The following is a 16,080-nucleotide window of genomic DNA, read 5'->3' on the forward strand; positions in this document are numbered from 1 at the left end:
TGCGCCCGCCGGACGACGCATCCCACGCATCAGTAGGCCCCCTGCCCTTGGAGCACCGCACGCAGCGTCTTCCACAAGATCACCGTGTCGAGCGCGAGCGACCAGTCCTCCACGTACCGCAGGTCCAGCCGGACGGCCTCCTCCCACGGCAGGTCGCTGCGCCCGCTGATCTGCCACAGGCCGGTCAGCCCGGGCTTGACCAGCAGCCGCCGCCGGATGTCCGGGCCGTACGCGGCGGACTCCTCCGGCAGCGGAGGCCGCGGACCGACCAGCGACATCGATCCGGTCAACACATTGAAGAGTTGCGGGAGTTCGTCGAGCGAGTACCGCCGCAGCACCGTTCCCACCCGGGTCACCCGCGGATCCCGGCGGAGCTTGAACAGCAGACCGGCGCCCTCGTTGCGGTCGGCCAGCGCGGCACGTGCCCCGTCGGCCCCGGCGACCATGGTGCGGAACTTGACGATGGTGAACTCGCGGCCGTCCTTGCCGACCCTGCGCTGGCGGTAGAACGCCCCGCCCCGACTGTCCACCAGCACGAGCAGCCCGACCAGCACCATCAGCGGCGCGAACAGCATCAGCAGGATCGCCGCGCCCAACCGGTCGACGACCTCCTTGACCGCCCGGCGCCCCCCGGTGAAGGCCGGCATGCTGACCCGCAGCAGCGGAATCCCGAGCACCGCGTCGACATGCAGCCGCGGGCCGGCCACCTCCATCAGCACGGGGGCCACGACCATCTCGGCGTCGCTGCCTTCGAGGTTCCAGGCCAGCCGCTGCAGCCGGTCCGGTGACCAGTGCGGATCCGGCGTGACCGCGACGACACGGTAGCCGTCGCGGTGGACGTGGCCCGCGACGTCCGTCAGCCGGCCGACGACCGGCACGCCGTCCAGTCGGTCACCGTCGGCCCCGAGACCGTCCGTCGTGCACACCGCGTCCACCCGCCAGCCGAGGTGCGGGAACTTGCGGGTCCGGGCGATCAGGTCGCGCACGGTGTCCAGACTTCCGGCGGCGAGCACCGGTCGCAGGCACCGTCCTTCCTTCCGCTGCCTGTGCAGCCGGAGACGCAGCAGATACCGCGCAGTCATGGTGATCAGCGCGATCGCGGGGATCGCGACGAAGATCCAGAGCTTGATGTTGCGCGAGGCGAGGGCGATCCCGCCGAGCGCCAGCACGACAGTCGCCGTGAACAGCGAGCGTCCGAGCCGGCGGAACTCCTCGGCGCCCTGGCCGAGGACGGCCGGAGCCCACGACCGGCTCACCGCAAGCGCCCCCAGCACCAGCAGCTCGGTGCCGAAGGCGAGAATTCCCCATTTCTCATGCCAGTTGGCCGCGTCCCGGGCCCCGAAGAAGTTGCCGATCGCCGCCACCACGAAGGCGGTGACCACCGTATCGCTGGTGATCACGGTACGGCGGTACCGCTGCTCCCAGTCGCTCGCGGGCCGGTTGGTCGACCCGTTCTCCGGACGCCCGCGCGCCGATAGCAACGGGCCGACCAGTTCCCCCTGCTGCACAGATCCCCCCAGGCCGTCAGTGATCTCGACGCATTCGCTCCCCACGCCTCCTCCCCCAGGAGGCCCCACCCCCGCATGCCCTCCCGGCTGTTGCAGCGCTACGTGAGCGCCCCACCCGGGCGGCAGTGGACTCGCATGTCGTGCCGGACTCCCGAGGTGCGCGGAAGCCCGTCACAACCTCGGGCTCCCCACACCCAAGGCCCCCTCTCGGGCTCCACGAACCGATCCCCCCACGTCCGGCACCGAGGACATGACTGTCCCCAGTACCGGACCCAAAGATCATGATTTGTTGCCTCGTGTCATGTGAAGCAGCGTCAATGTAGACCATCAAGGCCCAACTGAAGAGGGGAATGTGTGCAACTTGTGGCCAAACTTTGAAGGTTGATCCACTGAATGGTCACCACCGGTGGTGCCTTGACGGGGGACGCACCGTGTGACCTGTGACGACGGGAGTTCTCGGGGCTGCCGGTACCGGCAACCCCGGGGCGCCCCGGCGCTGCCGGCCGGCCCGCGCCGGCAAGTGCGCGGCCAGGCTCCGGCTCGGGCGAGGGCCCGGCCGCAGGGGATGCAGGTGCTGGTCCAGCACCACGGAAGGCCCGTCAGAAGGACCGGACTTGACGGAAAGTCAGTTCGCCATCTGAGTGTCTGGAGCAAGCCTGCGGATGGCGAGAAAGGAACGGGCGACAGTGACGAGAATGAGGTGGTGGTGGGTCAGTCAAGTCAGTCACCCGCCCTCGGCCCTGCGCCCCCGCGGGTTCTTGTGCCACGTCGACCTCGGTGGGGGTTGCTGCTCGTTGATCCGGTCGGCCCCGGTGGAGCCCCGCGCGCCCGAGGGGTCGACCGGAAGAGGACACCTTCGTACGCGTGAACGCCTCATCGGCCATCACGTCGTTGCCGCGTATTCTTCGGGTCGCCAATCCCCGGGCGTTCAGGGGCTATTGCTCATCCTGATGGATTCCAGGATTCTGCTGGTGACGCCGAGACTTCAGCCCATAGAATGTCGCGCGCTGCTCGCGATGGCGGCCGGTGAAGTTGGCGGTGGGGCGGGGTGCCGTGATTGAGCTGCAAGAACGCGCAATGCAGGGTGGTTCCCCCGAAGGCTTTGAACGGGTGTTCGCTTTTCCTTGCCCGCGCCACTTAAGCATCATCTGTCACATCCTTATTCCGCAAAGCCGTCCACTCACCAGCAGTGGGCGCTTTCCCGATTCCTGGTGCCCGCGTCCGGGCGCCGCGAAGTGGACGTGCAGCGAGAAGTGCGTGCTTCGTTTTCCTGCCAAGAAGTGTGGAGTGTGATGCCATGAACCAAGTTGGCGCAGATCCGGGCCGCCCGGCCCGGAGGCTCGCGGCGCCGCTGGCGCGCATAGGGTTGTCTGTTCTCTTACTGGCAGGTGGCACCATGGGAGCGTCGGCCGGACCGGCCGCCGCCTCAACTGCCGACGGCACGCTGACAGTTCAGGTGCTGCGCGACTTCTTCGGCACCGGCGTGATCAACACGACGATGGACGTGCCGCAGCGGGGCATGAAGGTGCAGGTCTCCGACCGCGCCGGGCACGTTGTCACCGGCCTCACGGACGCCACCGGAAAGGTCGTGGTGTCGCGGTCGACGGCGCTGAGCGGCGGCCGATACCGCGTCGACGTCAGTATTCCGGCACCGTACGCCAACTACCTGCGGGCGGCGCCCGCGTCGACGGCGGAAAGCCACTTCGACAGCTTCACGTCGTTCGTGGACGTGTCGGGCGGAAAAAGCGCGTCAGTGGTGACGGGGGTCTGGGATCCGGCCGACTACGCGCTGCCGGAATCACGGTATTTCGTGCCGGTCCAAAATGGCGCCAACGGAACCGACACCCGGGCCTTGGTGGCGTTCGGAACGAAGACCCGAGGCACCTGTCCCGCCGATGCGCCGTGCCCCACCACACTGGCCACCCAGGCCCAGGTCGGCACGACGTTCGGGCTGGCGTACGACAAGTACCAAAGCCGGCTGTTCCAGGGCGCGTTCGCCCGCCGATACGCCCCGTACGGGCCGAAGGGCGGCGGCGCGATCTATACGGTGCCGACCGACGGCTCGGGCGCACCGGAGCTGTTCGCACAGGTGCCGGGCGCCACGACAACGCAGCACGACACCGCCAACATGATCAAGGACCCCGGCTTCACCGACGCACCGGGCAAGGAGAGCATCGGCGGCCTGGCCCTGTCGGAAGACGGCTCCACGCTGTACGCGGTGAACCTGCGGACCCGCAGCCTGGTGAGCTTCAACGCGACAGGAGCCACCGCCTCGGGCCCCAAGGCGACGGTGCGGATCCCGGACCCGGGGTGCGCGAGCGCCGGCGACTGGCGACCGTTCGGCCTCGCCGTCCACAACAACGCGCTCTACGCCGGCGGCGTGTGCACCGCGGAGAGCACCCAGCAGCGCGCGGACCTGAAGGCCGTCGTCTACGCCTACGACGGCAAGCGGTTCACCACGGTGCTGACCCACGCGCTCACCGACAAGCGCGGCACCGTCTTCACCGGCGCCGGCAACGGCGCCCAGGCCACCCACTGGAATCCGTGGAACACCACCCTGGAGAAGTGGGACGAACGGAAGCTGGGCGGCGCCTTCATCGATCCGCAGCCGGAGCTCGCCTCCCTCGCCTTCGCCCGCGACGGCTCGATGATCCTGGGCTTCCGCGACCGGTTCATGGACGTTCTCAGTGCGAAGGGGCTGGACCCCCGACCGAACAACAACACGCCGGAAATGGGCATGTCCGGTGGTGACATCACCATGGCCTGCGCCGACCCCGACGGTGGATACGCGTGGGAAGGCACGGGCAACTGCCCCAACCACGCCACCCCCGCCAACGACGGCGGTGAGGAGGCCGGAGTCGTCGAATACTTCCCGGGCGACTTCTTCGGCGGCGGACACCAGGAGACCGCGCTGGGATCGGTGGCCTACATTCCGCAGCAACAGTGGGTCGTCAGCACGGAGTTCGACCCGACCGTCAACGTGGAAACCGCCGGGACCGGCTACTACGACATCACCACCGGTCTGGGCCCGGGCAACAGCCCATCCGCCAACGCGTACCAGTTCGTCGGTCAGGAACAGAACGGATTCGGCAAGGCCGGCGGACTCGGTGACATCGCCTACGCGGCGGCGAACGCACCGATCCAGATCGGCAACCTCGTGTGGTTCGACGGCGACCACAACGGGATCCAGGACCCGGGGGAACCGCTCCTGCCGGGGGCGACGATCAACCTGCTGGACGCACACGGCAAGCAGGTCGCCACGACCAAGACCAATGCCGCCGGAGAATACTATTTCGGTGGTGTCGGCGCCGCGTACCAGCTCACGCCGGGCGCGAAATACACGGTGCAGTTCAACGTGTGCACCGCGGACACCAGCAAGGTGCCCGGCCGGCCCCCGACGAGCGCACTGCGCTTCACGCTCCCGCGAGCCGGTGCCGACCGTGCGCATGACTCCAACGTGACCCCGCCGACCACCGGGAAGCTGTGCAACGGCTACGCGCCTGTCACCGCACCGACCAAGCCGGGCGGGGTCGATCACACCATCGACGCCGGGGTGTACGTCCCGAAGGCGACACCCACCCCGACCCCGACCCCGACGCCCACCCCGACCGCGCCACCGGCCTCCACACCGCCGTCACCCGCGCCGCCCGCCGACCAGGCACCGGCCGACAAGAGCCCGGGCTCGCTGGCGCACACCGGTATGTCCAGGCTGCCGGAGATGATCGCCGCCGCCGGCCTGCTGGTGGGCGGGGGCCTGGCCCTCGCATACGTGAGCCGTAGGCGTCGCGCCCAGAAACACTGAACGAACGGAACACCAGTGATCTGCCTGCCCGCGACCCGGAGGGCGCGGTCGGGCAGATTCACGTCTTGGCCGGCCCACGAGGGCCGGCCTCGGCGTCGTCTGTCACGGACGGCAAAGTGCCGCCGTGACCGCACGGCGGCCGAGCAGCGTCGTGACGGAGAGGGTGAATCAGCAGAGTGCCAGCGTCGAGCCGCGTGCGGAGCGTCAGAACCCAGCAAACCCCACCGGGCCGTGCGGCCGACCGGCGCCGCTGGCTGCGCCCGCGCTGGGCGGCAGCCGGCCTCGGCCTGGCGGTGGCCGCCGTGGCCGCGTTCCTGATCGCCGACGGCAGCTCGGGTGACGGCGGCCGGCGTGCACTGACGTCGGACGAGGCGAACCGGCTGGCGATCACACGGTTCCTCAACTACCAGGCACACGGCCGTACGGTGACGATCACCGTGCCGGGCACCGCCGGCGGGCTCGTCGTCACCGGATCCATCGATTTCCAAGGCAAGCTCGGTTACGGCGTGGTGCACGGCACCGGGCGCGACACCTCCAGCGACGGGCTGATCCAGTGGACGGCCACCACGGTCCTCGTCCATCCGATGGCGCATGTCCCGGCGCAGGCACCCGCGTCGCCGCCCCGCTCGGGCTGGTACAGCCGTCCCCTGCAGTCGTCCGGCATCGCGCTCGACAGCTCGCTGGCCATCGCACTCAACCTGGCCGGCGACCGACCGGACAATGCCCAACTGCTGCCGCAGAACGGCGCCGCCTGGTGGGGAAAGGACCAGGTGGACGGGCATCGGGTGGACGTCATGACCGGGCCGTACTCCCGCGGCCACGCCGGAACGGCGGGCACCGTGCGCTACTGGATCGGCGAGGACGGCACCATGTACCGGGTCCGCATCAGCGTGGGTTCCGAGACACAGCCGGTGGTCATCGATTTCGGCACCCGGAAGTACGTTCCGGTCAAGCCCGCACCGGGAGTCACCCCGAGGCCGTAGCGGCCGCTCAGGACGTCTGCACCCGCGCGTGCGCGGCGAGCAGGGACGCCGGCGGCAGCGGGATGCCTGCCGTTGCCGGCAGGGCCGGAACGGCCTGCACGGCGGTGGCGCCCGTCGTGGTGGCGTGGGGGAACTGCGGCTGCGGGCCAGGCGCCGCGACCTCGGTGAACGGGATGCCACCGGGTGCCGTCGGCCTCGTCCAACTGCCTGCCGGTGAGGGTGTCTTGGCCGGAAGCGGGCAGGCCGCGGCTGTCGCAAGGGCGGCAGGCACCGTGCTGCGCAGATCGTTGCCGCGCAGGCAGTTGCCCCGCCCCCGCGTGGCGGTGGGGAACGTCCAGCCGACGTCGACGCCGTTGCCGGTGAACGTGTTGGCCACGATCTGATTGCCGACCGGAGGAATGTCGGCGGTTGCCGTGATCACCAGCCCGGCGTTGCCGTTGTCGGCGATGCGGTTGCGGACGAACTGGTTGTCGCTGCCGCCGTCGATGCCGATGCCGATGCCCCATCCGCCGTCGGCCTGCGCCGGGGTGGCCCTCTGCTGGTTGGCGGCGATCAGATTGCCGGCGAGGACGGCGCCCTGCTGCGGCAGCAGTTTCTCCTGGTGGTCGGAGTTGGTGGTGAGCCCGACCCGGTTGCCGACCAGGCGGTTGCCGATCACGTACATGTCGCCGCTGGCGTTGGTGCCTTCGTAACCGACCGCGTTGAGTTCGGCGATGTTGTCCCGCACCACGATGTGACAGGGCTTGCACTGTCCGACGTAGATCCCCGAATCGGCCCCGCCCGAGGTGTACGAGCGCTCGATGACACCGTTCTGCGCGGAGAACGCGTAGATGCCGTACAGGCCGTTGCGGGTCGCCGTCACATAGGAGACCAGGAACGACTTCAGGAAGGTGGCGGGCTCATCGCCGGTGTCGTAGCCGCCGCTCCTTCCCGGCAGGCCGGCGGCCGCCTTCGCCGAACCGGTGACCAGGACCCCGTTCTGCGTGTTGTTCTGCACGGTCAGGTTCTCCACAGCCACCCCGGGCGCCGTGACGACGATGCCGTTGGGCTGCCGCAACCGCCCGTCGATCACGACCTTGTCCCGGGACTCCCCACGAAGCGTGACACCAGGCGTGGAGACCTGCACCGACTCGTGGTAGACACCCGGAGCGACCAGCACCAGGTCACCGGAGCGAGCGAGCGACACCGCATCCGAGATCGTCGGGGCATCGCCAGGCACGCGGATCGTCACCTGCGCACCGCTCGGCCGCCTGCCTTTGCCCGATCCTCCCTCGCCGCCGCCGCCGCCGCCGCCGCCGCCGCCGCAGCCGGCCGCCAGCGTCAGTGTGCCCAGTACCGCCGCCAAGGCGCGAAGAGCCAGTCGAGACATGATCCCAGTCTGGCACAGCGCCCAATCCACCGCCAGAATCAGGAAGTTGACACATATCTGCGATTCCGGTGTGGCACTCTGCACACCATGCAGCAAGCCGATCGCCAGCCGTCGCGCCGCACGTTCCTCAACGCCACCGGCACCATGGCGGCCGCCGGTCTGGCCGCAGGGTGCGCAGCGGACTCCGCCCGGCCGGACCGACACACCCCTACCGCAGACGCCACACCCCCGCCGGTTCCGGTGACGGGCCGCCATCAGGCAGGCATCACGCTCCCTCAGCCGGCCCAGCCCAACCTGCTCGTGGTGGTGGCCGACCTCGCTGCCGCCGTGGCCGGCGGTCCGTTACTGGCCGAACTGGGCGAGGCCATCCGCACACTCGTCGCGGGCACCGACCGGCGCCTGCTCGGCCAGCCGCCGGGCGACCTCACCGTGACCGTCGGCGTGGGCCCCCGGCTGGTGCGCACCGCCGGTGCCGCGCTGCCCGGCGCGGCCGACCTCCCGCGATTCTCCCGCGAGCGGATCGACCCCCAGGCACGCGGCGGTGACCTGTTGCTGCAGATCTGCGCCAGCGACGCGCTGCTCCTCCCGGTCGTCGCCGCCGCGCTCCTGGACCAGGCCGGCGACCGCATCCACGAACGCTGGCGGCAGTCCGCGCGCCGCGGTACCAACGTGCCCGTCGGCAACGGCCTCACCGCGCCCCGCAACCCGCTCGGCTTCATCGACGGCATCGTGGGCCCGCACACGACCACCGAACAGCAACGCGACCTGTGGCTGGCCGGGCCCCCCGCCGTCGCCGGCGGCACCCTTGCCGTACTGCGGCGCATGGAACTCGACCTGCCGCGGTTCGCCGCCCTGTCCACAGCCGAGCAGGAAGCGGTCTTCGGGCGACGCCGGGCCAGCGGCGCCCCCCTCTCCGGCGGCACCGTCGCCGCAGGCCCGGAACTCGGAGCCAAGACACCGGACGGACGCTATCTCGTCCCCGCGGACGCCCATGTGCGCAGGGCGAACCCCACCGTGGTCGGCGTCGGCCTGATGCTCCGCCGCTCCTACACCACCGACGCGCCCGCCGCCGGCCTGCTCTTCATCAGCTTCCAGAACGACCTGCGGACCTTCACCGCCACCCTCACCCACATGGACACCTCCGACGCGCTGCTGCAGTTCACCACCACCACCGCCAGCGCGAGCTTCCTGATCCTCCCCGGCTTCGACCGACAACACCCGCTCGGCTCCCGCCTGTTCGGCTGACCAAGGCGCACCCGGCGGCATCCGTGAAGCCCGTCGCGGTCAGGCAGGCTTCGAGGGCCCAAGTGCCGCCCTTCGAAGCCGAGGTTGGTGCCCACGGGCGGCAGGCCGGGCCGCTCTCCTGGTACGCGAGGGTGTGGCCGTGGCGCCGATCAGTCCTGGCGGAGCGGGCAGTTGTCGGGGCAGTCGCCGGCCCGGCCTCCACCGTCCTCCCGGGCGCTCGCCCCGCGCGCGTCGCACACCTCGTGGACGCAGGGCTCCGCGTAGGCGTCGTACGGTCCGGATCCGGCCGCTGCGCCGCAGCCGCCGTCCCCGGCGTCGGCCCTCCCCTTGTCGTCGCACTCCGGGGCCGGGCCCAGCAACACCTCGATGCCGGCCCGCAGATACCGCTCCAGCGTGGCGTCCGGCACCGAGACCAGGGCAGGGGGGCGGATCTCCGTCCGCATCAGGCTGGTGCCGAGCATCCAGGCCGCCAGGAGTTCCGCGCGCAGATCGGCGTCCGGCCCGCCGAGGCGGGCTGCCAGGCGCTTGGAGAACACCTCGGTGAGATCGGCGCGCAAGCGCCCCACCGCCTCGTCGCGGCCCGAGGACCGCAGCACGGTAAGCACCGGGTGCGGGAAGTCGCCCTCCTTCGGCTGCCCGAGCAACATCGCACAGAACCAGTCGGGGATCGTTTCGACCGGCTCTTGAAGCAGCGGCTCGAACATCTTGTCGGTGCAGGCCACGTCGTTGAACAGCGCCGCCTTCGAGCCGAAGTAGCGGTAGACGAGGGCGGCGTCCACGCCCACGTCGCCGGCGATGTCCCGCACGCTGGTGCCCTCGTAGCCGTACTTGCCGAAGCGGAAGGACGCGGCGGCCCTGAGCGCGGTACGCGTGGCCGAGGCCGAGCGCCTGCGGACCACTTCCTCCGACGCCTCACTGTTCTGCACTCCCGTCACGTCACCGCACCTCCGTCGTCCGTGGCCCATCCGTCACCGCTCATATTCCCGGCTGCGACGACTGTCTCAAAGTCATCGGCCTGATGTCATCGATCGTTGACTTGAGTTCGCGCCACATGTCATACCTAAAGCGGTTCAACGATTGATGACTTGAGTGCTTGCCACGCCAGGGCGGTACCACGGGGGCGCCCGCCACCGGACCGTCCGCACGGCGCGGCGGCCGCGCCCCGCCGCCGTCGCCACAGGTGGGCACCCCCATGAACGGAAGTGGTGAACTCCTATGCCTACGCAACGCGTTGCCGTGATCGGAACCGGCTATGTCGGACTGACCACCGGCGCCTGCCTCGCTTCCCTCGGCCACTTTGTGGTGTGCGCGGACGCCGACCCGAACAAGGTCGAGCGGTTGCGTGCGGCCCGGGTGGACATCCTGGAGCCCGACCTCCCCGAAACGGTCCAAGTCGCCCTTGACGCGGGCCGGTTGGAGTTCACCGGGGACACCGCGGCCGCCGTCGCCGAGGCCGGCGTGGTGTTCCTGTGCCTGCCCACCCCCATGGGGGCAGGAGGTGCGGCCGATCTCGCCGCGGTGGAGGCCGTCGCCGGCCAGATCCGCGAGGTCCTGCCGAACGACTGCGTCGTCGTCAACAAGTCGACCGTGCCCGTCGGCACCTCCGAGCGGGTCGCCGCGCTGCTCGGCCGGCCGGATGTGGCCGTGGTGAGCAACCCCGAGTTCCTGCGCGAGGGACGCGCCGTCCACGACTTCCTCCACCCGGACCGCATCGTCATCGGCGCCGCGGACCAGGACGCCGGCCGACGCCTGGCCGACCTCTACGCCGACCTGGACGCGCCGCTGGTGCTCACCGACCCCGCCAGTGCCGAACTGACCAAATACGCCGCGAACTTCTTCCTTGCGATGAAGCTGTCCTTCGCCAACAACCTCGCCACCGTCTGCGACCGCTTCGGCGCCGACATCGCCGACGTCACCGAGGGCATCGGGCGCGACCCGCGCATCGGCGACGCGTTCCTGCGACCCGGCCCCGGCTGGGGCGGCTCCTGCCTGCCCAAGGACACCCACGCCCTGCTGACCGCGTGCGACCAGGCCGGGGTCGGCTTCCCACTGTTGCGCGCCACCATCGAGACCAACGTCACCCACCAGCAGCAGCTCGTCGAGCGCATCGCCGCCACCTGCGGGCGCGGCGACGGCGGCTCGCTGCGCGGCGTGCGGCTCGCCCTGTACGGCCTGACCTTCAAGGCCGGCACCTCCGACCTGCGCGACTCGCCCGCGCTCGCCGTCGCCCGACTGCTGCGCGAGCGGGGCGCCGAACTCACCGCCTACGACCCGGCGTTGCGCGAGGAACAGCCCGACCTGAGCGATCTGGTCGACCTCGTCGACGACCCGGTGCGGGCGGCGGAGGGGGCCACGGCCTGCGTGATCCTCACCGAATGGCCGGAGCTGCGCGATCTGGACTGGGCGGCGATCGGCGCACGCATGGCCGGCCGCGAGGTCCATGACTTCCGCAACCTGCTGGACGCGGACCGGCTCACGCGAGCCGGGCTGACCTGGCAGGGCATCGGACGCGGGACGGCGCCGGCGCGGGCCGCGTGACCTGAGGTGCGCTCGGCGGCCTGCCGTCGCACCCTCCACGCCACCCGCACCCCGTCTCCATCCCCCCACCGAAGAAGCCACCAGAGAAAGGTTTTCGCGTCATGCGAGTCCTGTGCACCACCCACGGCAGCCCCTCCCACGGGCGGGCCCAACTGCCCCTGCTGCGCGCCCTCGCCAAGGCCGGACATCAGGTGCAGGTGGTCACCAACGACGACCTCGTCCATGTCTTCGCCGAGGACGACGTCCAGGTGACGCCCGCGCTACCGGAGTTCGACCCGACCTCCAGGCTGGGTCCGTACCTCGCCGAGGTCCAGAAGATCGCCGACATGAACGAGCGGATGGCGGAGCTCAGCCGCCTGATGCAGCGGACCATGGCCGGGCCGAACATCAAGCCGCACCTGGACGTCCTGCTGCCCCTGGCCCGCGACTTCCGCCCCGATGTGATCCTGCGCGACGGCATGGACATGGCCGCCGTACTCACCGCCGAACTGCTGGGCATACCGCAGCTGCCCACGCCCTCCGGGTTCAGCAACATCATGAACCCCGCCGAGGTCCTGCCCGAGCTCAACAACCGGCGCACGGAGTTGGGCCTGCCCGTAAACGAGGACCCGCTGTCCCTCGTCGCGCACGGCCGCGTCGACTACGTGCCGCCCGCCTACTCCTTCGCCCAGCACCTGCCCACGTCGTGGGCCTACCGGCAGACCGTGGACGTCGAGCGCCGCACGGCGCTGCCCGCGTGGGCCGCCGAACTGCCCACGGACCGGCCCCTGGTGTACGCCGCGATCGGCACCGCGCTGCCCATGCTCCACAACCGCAAGTCCGACCAGCCCACGCCGCTCCCGGTGGAGTTCCCGGACCCCATCGAGAGCCTGGGCGCGATACTCGGGGCGGCGGCGGAGCTGGACGACTGCACCGTGGTCGTCTCGACGTCTGGAATCCCGGTCGACACCGCGGGGGTGCCCGGGCACGTCCACGTCGCCGAGCGGGTGCCGCAGCCGCTGCTGCTGGAATCCGTCGACCTCTTCCTCACCCACGGCGGCTTCAACAGCATCCGCGAGGCGATGCGCACCGCCACGCCGCTGGCGGTGCTGCCGCACTTCGGCGACCAACACGCCAACGCGGACCGCGTGGAGAAGCTGGGCCTGGGCCGCCACATCACCGACCGCAGCGCGGCCGGCATCGCCGACACCTGCCGCACGCTGCTCGCCGACCCGGCGCCCCGGGCGCGGGCCAGGTCGGCCCGCCTGGCGATGCTGACGCTGCCGGAGGTCGAGCAGGCGGTCGGCGACCTGGAAGGGATAGCCGGCTGACCGATCGGCCACCGGGCCGGGGCGGTACGGGAGCCACCTCCCGCCGCCCCGGCCCGCCCGTTATCGCCCACCGCTCCACCTCAGAGGACGACACGTGACCTTCTCCGACACCCGACGACAGGGCGCGGCCGGCGACGCACCCGCGCGGCTCAGCCACCGGCAGATCACCACCGTCATGTCCGGACTGGCTCTCAGCATGTTCCTGGGGGCGCTGGACCAGACGGTGGTCTCCTCGGCGCTGCGGACCATCGCCGACGACCTGCACGGACTGGCGGCCCAGGCATGGGTGACCACCGCCTATCTCATCACCGCCACGCTCGCCACCCCGCTGTACGGCAAGCTCTCCGACATCCACGGCCGCCGCCCCGTCTACCTCGTCGCGATCGCCCTGTTCACGGTCGGCTCGCTGCTGTGCGGAGCCGCCGGATCGATCCACGAGCTCGCGGCGTTCCGTGCCGTGCAGGGCCTCGGCGGCGGTGGCTTGATTTCGCTGGCCATGACGATAGTCGCCGACATCACCACCCCACGCGAACGCGGCCGCTACCAGGGCTACTTCATGGCGGTGTTCGGCGGCGCCAGCATCGTCGGCCCGCTGGTGGGCGGCGCCTTCGCGGACCGGGCCACCCTCCTCGGCGTCGACGGCTGGCGCTGGATCTTCCTGATCAACGTGCCGCTCGCCGCCGCGGCCGCCGTGGCGCTCGTCCGCGTGCTGCGCTTCCCCCACCAACGGGTGCGGCACCGGCTCGACTACCTCGGCGTCCTCACCCTGGCCGTGGGCCTGGTGCCGCTGCTGACCGTCGCCGAGCAGGGCCGCACCTGGGGATGGAGCTCCCCCCAGGCACTGCTGGCCTACGCGATCGGCGCGGTGGGCCTGGCCGCGTTCGTCGTGGTGGAGCGGCGGATGGGCGAGGCCGCGCTGCTGCCGATCCACCTCTTCCACATCCGGACCTTCCGCATAGGCGTCGGGCTGAACTTCGTCGCCGGCATCGGCATGTTCGGCGCGATGACGACCCTGCCGCTCTACCTCCAACTCATCCGCGGCATGAGCCCGATGGCGGCCGGCATGGCCACCCTGCCCACCGTCGCCGCGAACCTCGTCGTCACGTTGCTGGTGGGCCGGCTGGTGTCCCGAACCGGTCGCTTCAAGATCTATCTCGTCTCCGGATTCGGCTCGTTGGCCGCCGCGCTGCTGGTCTTCGCCACACTGGGGGTGGACAGCCCGCTGTGGCAGGCGATGCTCGGCATGGCCCTGATGGGCGCCGGGCTCGGCGCGTCGATGCAGACGCTCACCGCGCTCTCGCAGTCCGAGATACCCCGCACGGAGATGGGCGCGGCCACGGCATCGGTCAACTTCTTCCGCTCCAACGGCGGCACGGTGGGCACCGCCGCCTTCCTGTCGCTGCTGTTCGCCACGGCCGCCGGCCACATCACCGACCGGCTGACCACCGCCCGCCATGATCCGGCCTTCCGCCATCTGCTGTCCCAACCCGACAACGCGCACGCCCTGGTGGGCGTCCTGCGCCCCGGCGGCGGCGTCAACCTGGAGGACTCCGCCTTCCTGCGCGCCCTCGACCCCGGCGCGGCACTGCCCTTCCTGGAGGGATACGCCGCCTCCCTGCGCCTCGTCTTCCTCACCGGCGCCGCCGTGATGCTGGCCGCCTTCCTCATCGCGGCCTGGCGGGTGCCGAAACTCACCCTCTCCGGCGAGTAGCCGCCCCCGGCCGACACCAGGCACCGACGGCGGAGTTCCGTGAGGCCGACGGCGACGCCGGCCCGAATCCGGGCGCGGCGTCGACCGCCGGCTCCACCTGACGTGCACGGCTCACACCCCGCTGGAAGGCTATGGGCCGTAGGGGGCTGCCGCCGTCGGGTCGCGACGGCGGCAGCCCTCCCCACAGTTTCAGCCCTCGCGGGGGTAGAAAGCGCCGACGGCGTCGCCTTGGACCGTGCAGGCCGTGTCGTGGTAGCGGTCGACGAAGGTGCCGGTGAGGCCGGTGAACGCGTCGTAGTTGTGGTCCAGGGGCAGGTCCTTACCCACCCTGAACCGCAACTGCATGTGGACGGACTCGCGGGGCTTCAGCGTCTTCGGGCCGGGGATGGCGCCGCCGGCGTCTCCATTGGCCTGGCGCAGCGTCTTCCAGGCGCGCCGCGCGGTGTCCCAGTACTGAGGTCCACTGCCCCGTCTTGGCGTCGTGGTATTCGGTGTCCAGCTCCAAGTACGGCCGGTCGACGTCTTCAGCTGAGGACACGACCAGGAAGGTGCTCCGGTACACCATGTGACGCTCGTCCATCGGCCATGCCGCCGGACCGCCCTGCCCTCGTGTCTGCATCCGGCCGGCGGTAGCACTCCAAGTGCGCACTCGGGGCGCGCAGTTCGACCCTCAGTCCGCCCGACCTAACACCGCATCCCCCACTCCGTCAGCGCTCGCGTCCCTCGGGCCGCTCGCCGCACAGGGCGGGGCCGTGGGCGAGCAGAATGCTCAGCGCCGTGTAGTCCGATCCGGGACGGCGGACCGGCATGAACACCTCCAGCCGGTCGCCTTCGGTGCGGTAGCCCGCCTTGGTGGCGCGCGCCGACAGGGCCGGGCTGCCGACGTGCGCGGCCAGTCCCCGTACGTCGAGGTGGACGCCGCGGCTCGGGTTCCCGGACACGTAGCCGATACGGGACCAGTCCAGCAGCCCGGGGAAGGGCGTGAGCGTCAGCCCGTCGCGGGTGAACGTCAAGGCGCCCCAGCGCAGTTCGCCGCCCGCGTCCAACTCCTCCAGGTGCCGCTGTGCGAGGGCTTCGGCCACGCCCTGCGAGGCGCGCGCGTGGAACGCCTGGGCGGTGCCGAGGGGCGCCGCCTTGGCCAGGCGCCAGAAGCCGGTCGGCTGGCGGACCTTGAGGTAGTCCAGGCCCCTGAGGCGGATCGGACCGCCCGTGTACGGGCGGATGACGATCTTGAGCACGTCGTGCGAGTGGCTCAGGTTGATGTGGACGGACACATTGGTGGCCCCGACGGAGGCGATCTCGTACCAGGCGTAGCGCAGCGTGCGGCGCCAGGGTCGGCGCAGCTCGAAGCCGTGCTCGTACTCGTGGATCCGGATCCGGGTGTGCCGGACAGCCAAGGCGATGCACAGCGCGGCCGCCCCGGGGATCATCCAGAAGACCAGGCGGAACGAGGACTCCGTGTCGTAGTGGTCACCGGCGATGGTGCACATCACGATGAACACGATGACGAGCGGGACGAGTACGGTGAGCGGCCGCCGTGGCAGAGCTCCCTGGTAGGTCCACACCCGTTCCCCCAGCAGCCCGGGCCCCACCGCCGCGCCTGCCGCCATCGCA

The 16,080-nt window shown here is 70.8% G+C and carries 11 protein-coding genes; 6 read left to right on the plus strand and 5 right to left on the minus strand.

The window, feature by feature from the left end:
- Positions 1–29: 29 nt before the first annotated feature.
- Positions 30–1,508: a sugar transferase gene (locus ACIQE0_RS24700; protein ID WP_366337160.1), complete on the minus strand. Its 1,479-nt coding sequence runs from the start codon at positions 1,506–1,508 to the stop codon at positions 30–32.
- A gap of 1,396 nt (positions 1,509–2,904) precedes the next feature.
- Between ACIQE0_RS24700 and ACIQE0_RS24705 the strand changes: the two genes are divergently transcribed.
- Positions 2,905–5,310: an SdrD B-like domain-containing protein gene (locus ACIQE0_RS24705; protein WP_402335976.1), complete on the plus strand. Its 2,406-nt coding sequence runs from the start codon at positions 2,905–2,907 to the stop codon at positions 5,308–5,310.
- Positions 5,311–5,612: 302 nt separating this feature from the next.
- On the plus strand, positions 5,613–6,293 hold the full coding sequence (locus ACIQE0_RS24710; RefSeq protein WP_366337162.1) for a hypothetical protein: 681 nt from the start codon (positions 5,613–5,615) through the stop codon (positions 6,291–6,293).
- 7 nt (positions 6,294–6,300) lie between these two features.
- On the opposite strand, the gene ACIQE0_RS24715 is transcribed toward ACIQE0_RS24710, so the two are convergent.
- Positions 6,301–7,512: a right-handed parallel beta-helix repeat-containing protein gene (locus tag ACIQE0_RS24715; RefSeq protein WP_402336122.1), complete on the minus strand. Its 1,212-nt coding sequence runs from the start codon at positions 7,510–7,512 to the stop codon at positions 6,301–6,303.
- Between the two features lie 237 nt (positions 7,513–7,749).
- Here ACIQE0_RS24715 and ACIQE0_RS24720 point away from each other — a divergent pair, with 237 nt between their 5' ends.
- Entirely contained in the window at positions 7,750–8,907 is a 1,158-nt protein-coding gene (locus ACIQE0_RS24720) for a Dyp-type peroxidase (protein ID WP_402335979.1), read from the plus strand.
- A gap of 149 nt (positions 8,908–9,056) precedes the next feature.
- Here the strand turns inward: ACIQE0_RS24720 and ACIQE0_RS24725 are convergent, their stop codons facing one another.
- Positions 9,057–9,842, minus strand: coding sequence for a TetR family transcriptional regulator (locus tag ACIQE0_RS24725; RefSeq protein WP_402335981.1), 786 nt, complete (start codon positions 9,840–9,842; stop codon positions 9,057–9,059).
- 280 nt (positions 9,843–10,122) lie between these two features.
- On the opposite strand from ACIQE0_RS24725, the gene ACIQE0_RS24730 reads away from it, so the two are divergent.
- The 3 genes from ACIQE0_RS24730 (at position 10,123) to ACIQE0_RS24740 (ending at position 14,466) form a co-directional block, all read left to right on the plus strand.
- Positions 10,123–11,445 (plus strand): UDP-glucose dehydrogenase family protein, encoded by a 1,323-nt coding sequence (locus ACIQE0_RS24730; protein WP_402335984.1) that lies wholly within the window; start codon positions 10,123–10,125, stop codon positions 11,443–11,445.
- Between the two features lie 101 nt (positions 11,446–11,546).
- A complete protein-coding gene (locus ACIQE0_RS24735; RefSeq protein WP_366337137.1) occupies positions 11,547–12,755 on the plus strand; it encodes a glycosyltransferase in 1,209 nt (402 codons plus the stop codon).
- Positions 12,756–12,849: 94 nt separating this feature from the next.
- Positions 12,850–14,466: an MDR family MFS transporter gene (locus tag ACIQE0_RS24740; protein WP_402335987.1), complete on the plus strand. Its 1,617-nt coding sequence runs from the start codon at positions 12,850–12,852 to the stop codon at positions 14,464–14,466.
- A 189-nt stretch (positions 14,467–14,655) separates the two neighbouring features.
- Here ACIQE0_RS24740 and ACIQE0_RS24745 read toward each other — a convergent pair whose 3' ends face one another.
- Together ACIQE0_RS24745 and ACIQE0_RS24750 are read right to left on the minus strand one after the other, a co-directional pair.
- On the minus strand, positions 14,656–14,811 hold the full coding sequence (locus tag ACIQE0_RS24745; protein WP_366337141.1) for a hypothetical protein: 156 nt from the start codon (positions 14,809–14,811) through the stop codon (positions 14,656–14,658).
- Between the two features lie 362 nt (positions 14,812–15,173).
- A complete protein-coding gene (locus ACIQE0_RS24750) occupies positions 15,174–16,076 on the minus strand; it encodes a hypothetical protein (protein WP_402335991.1) in 903 nt (300 codons plus the stop codon).
- Positions 16,077–16,080 lie beyond the last annotated feature (4 nt).

It is taken from the genome of Streptomyces sp. NPDC093097, assembly GCF_044754325.1.
GTDB lineage: Bacteria > Actinomycetota > Actinomycetes > Streptomycetales > Streptomycetaceae > Streptomyces.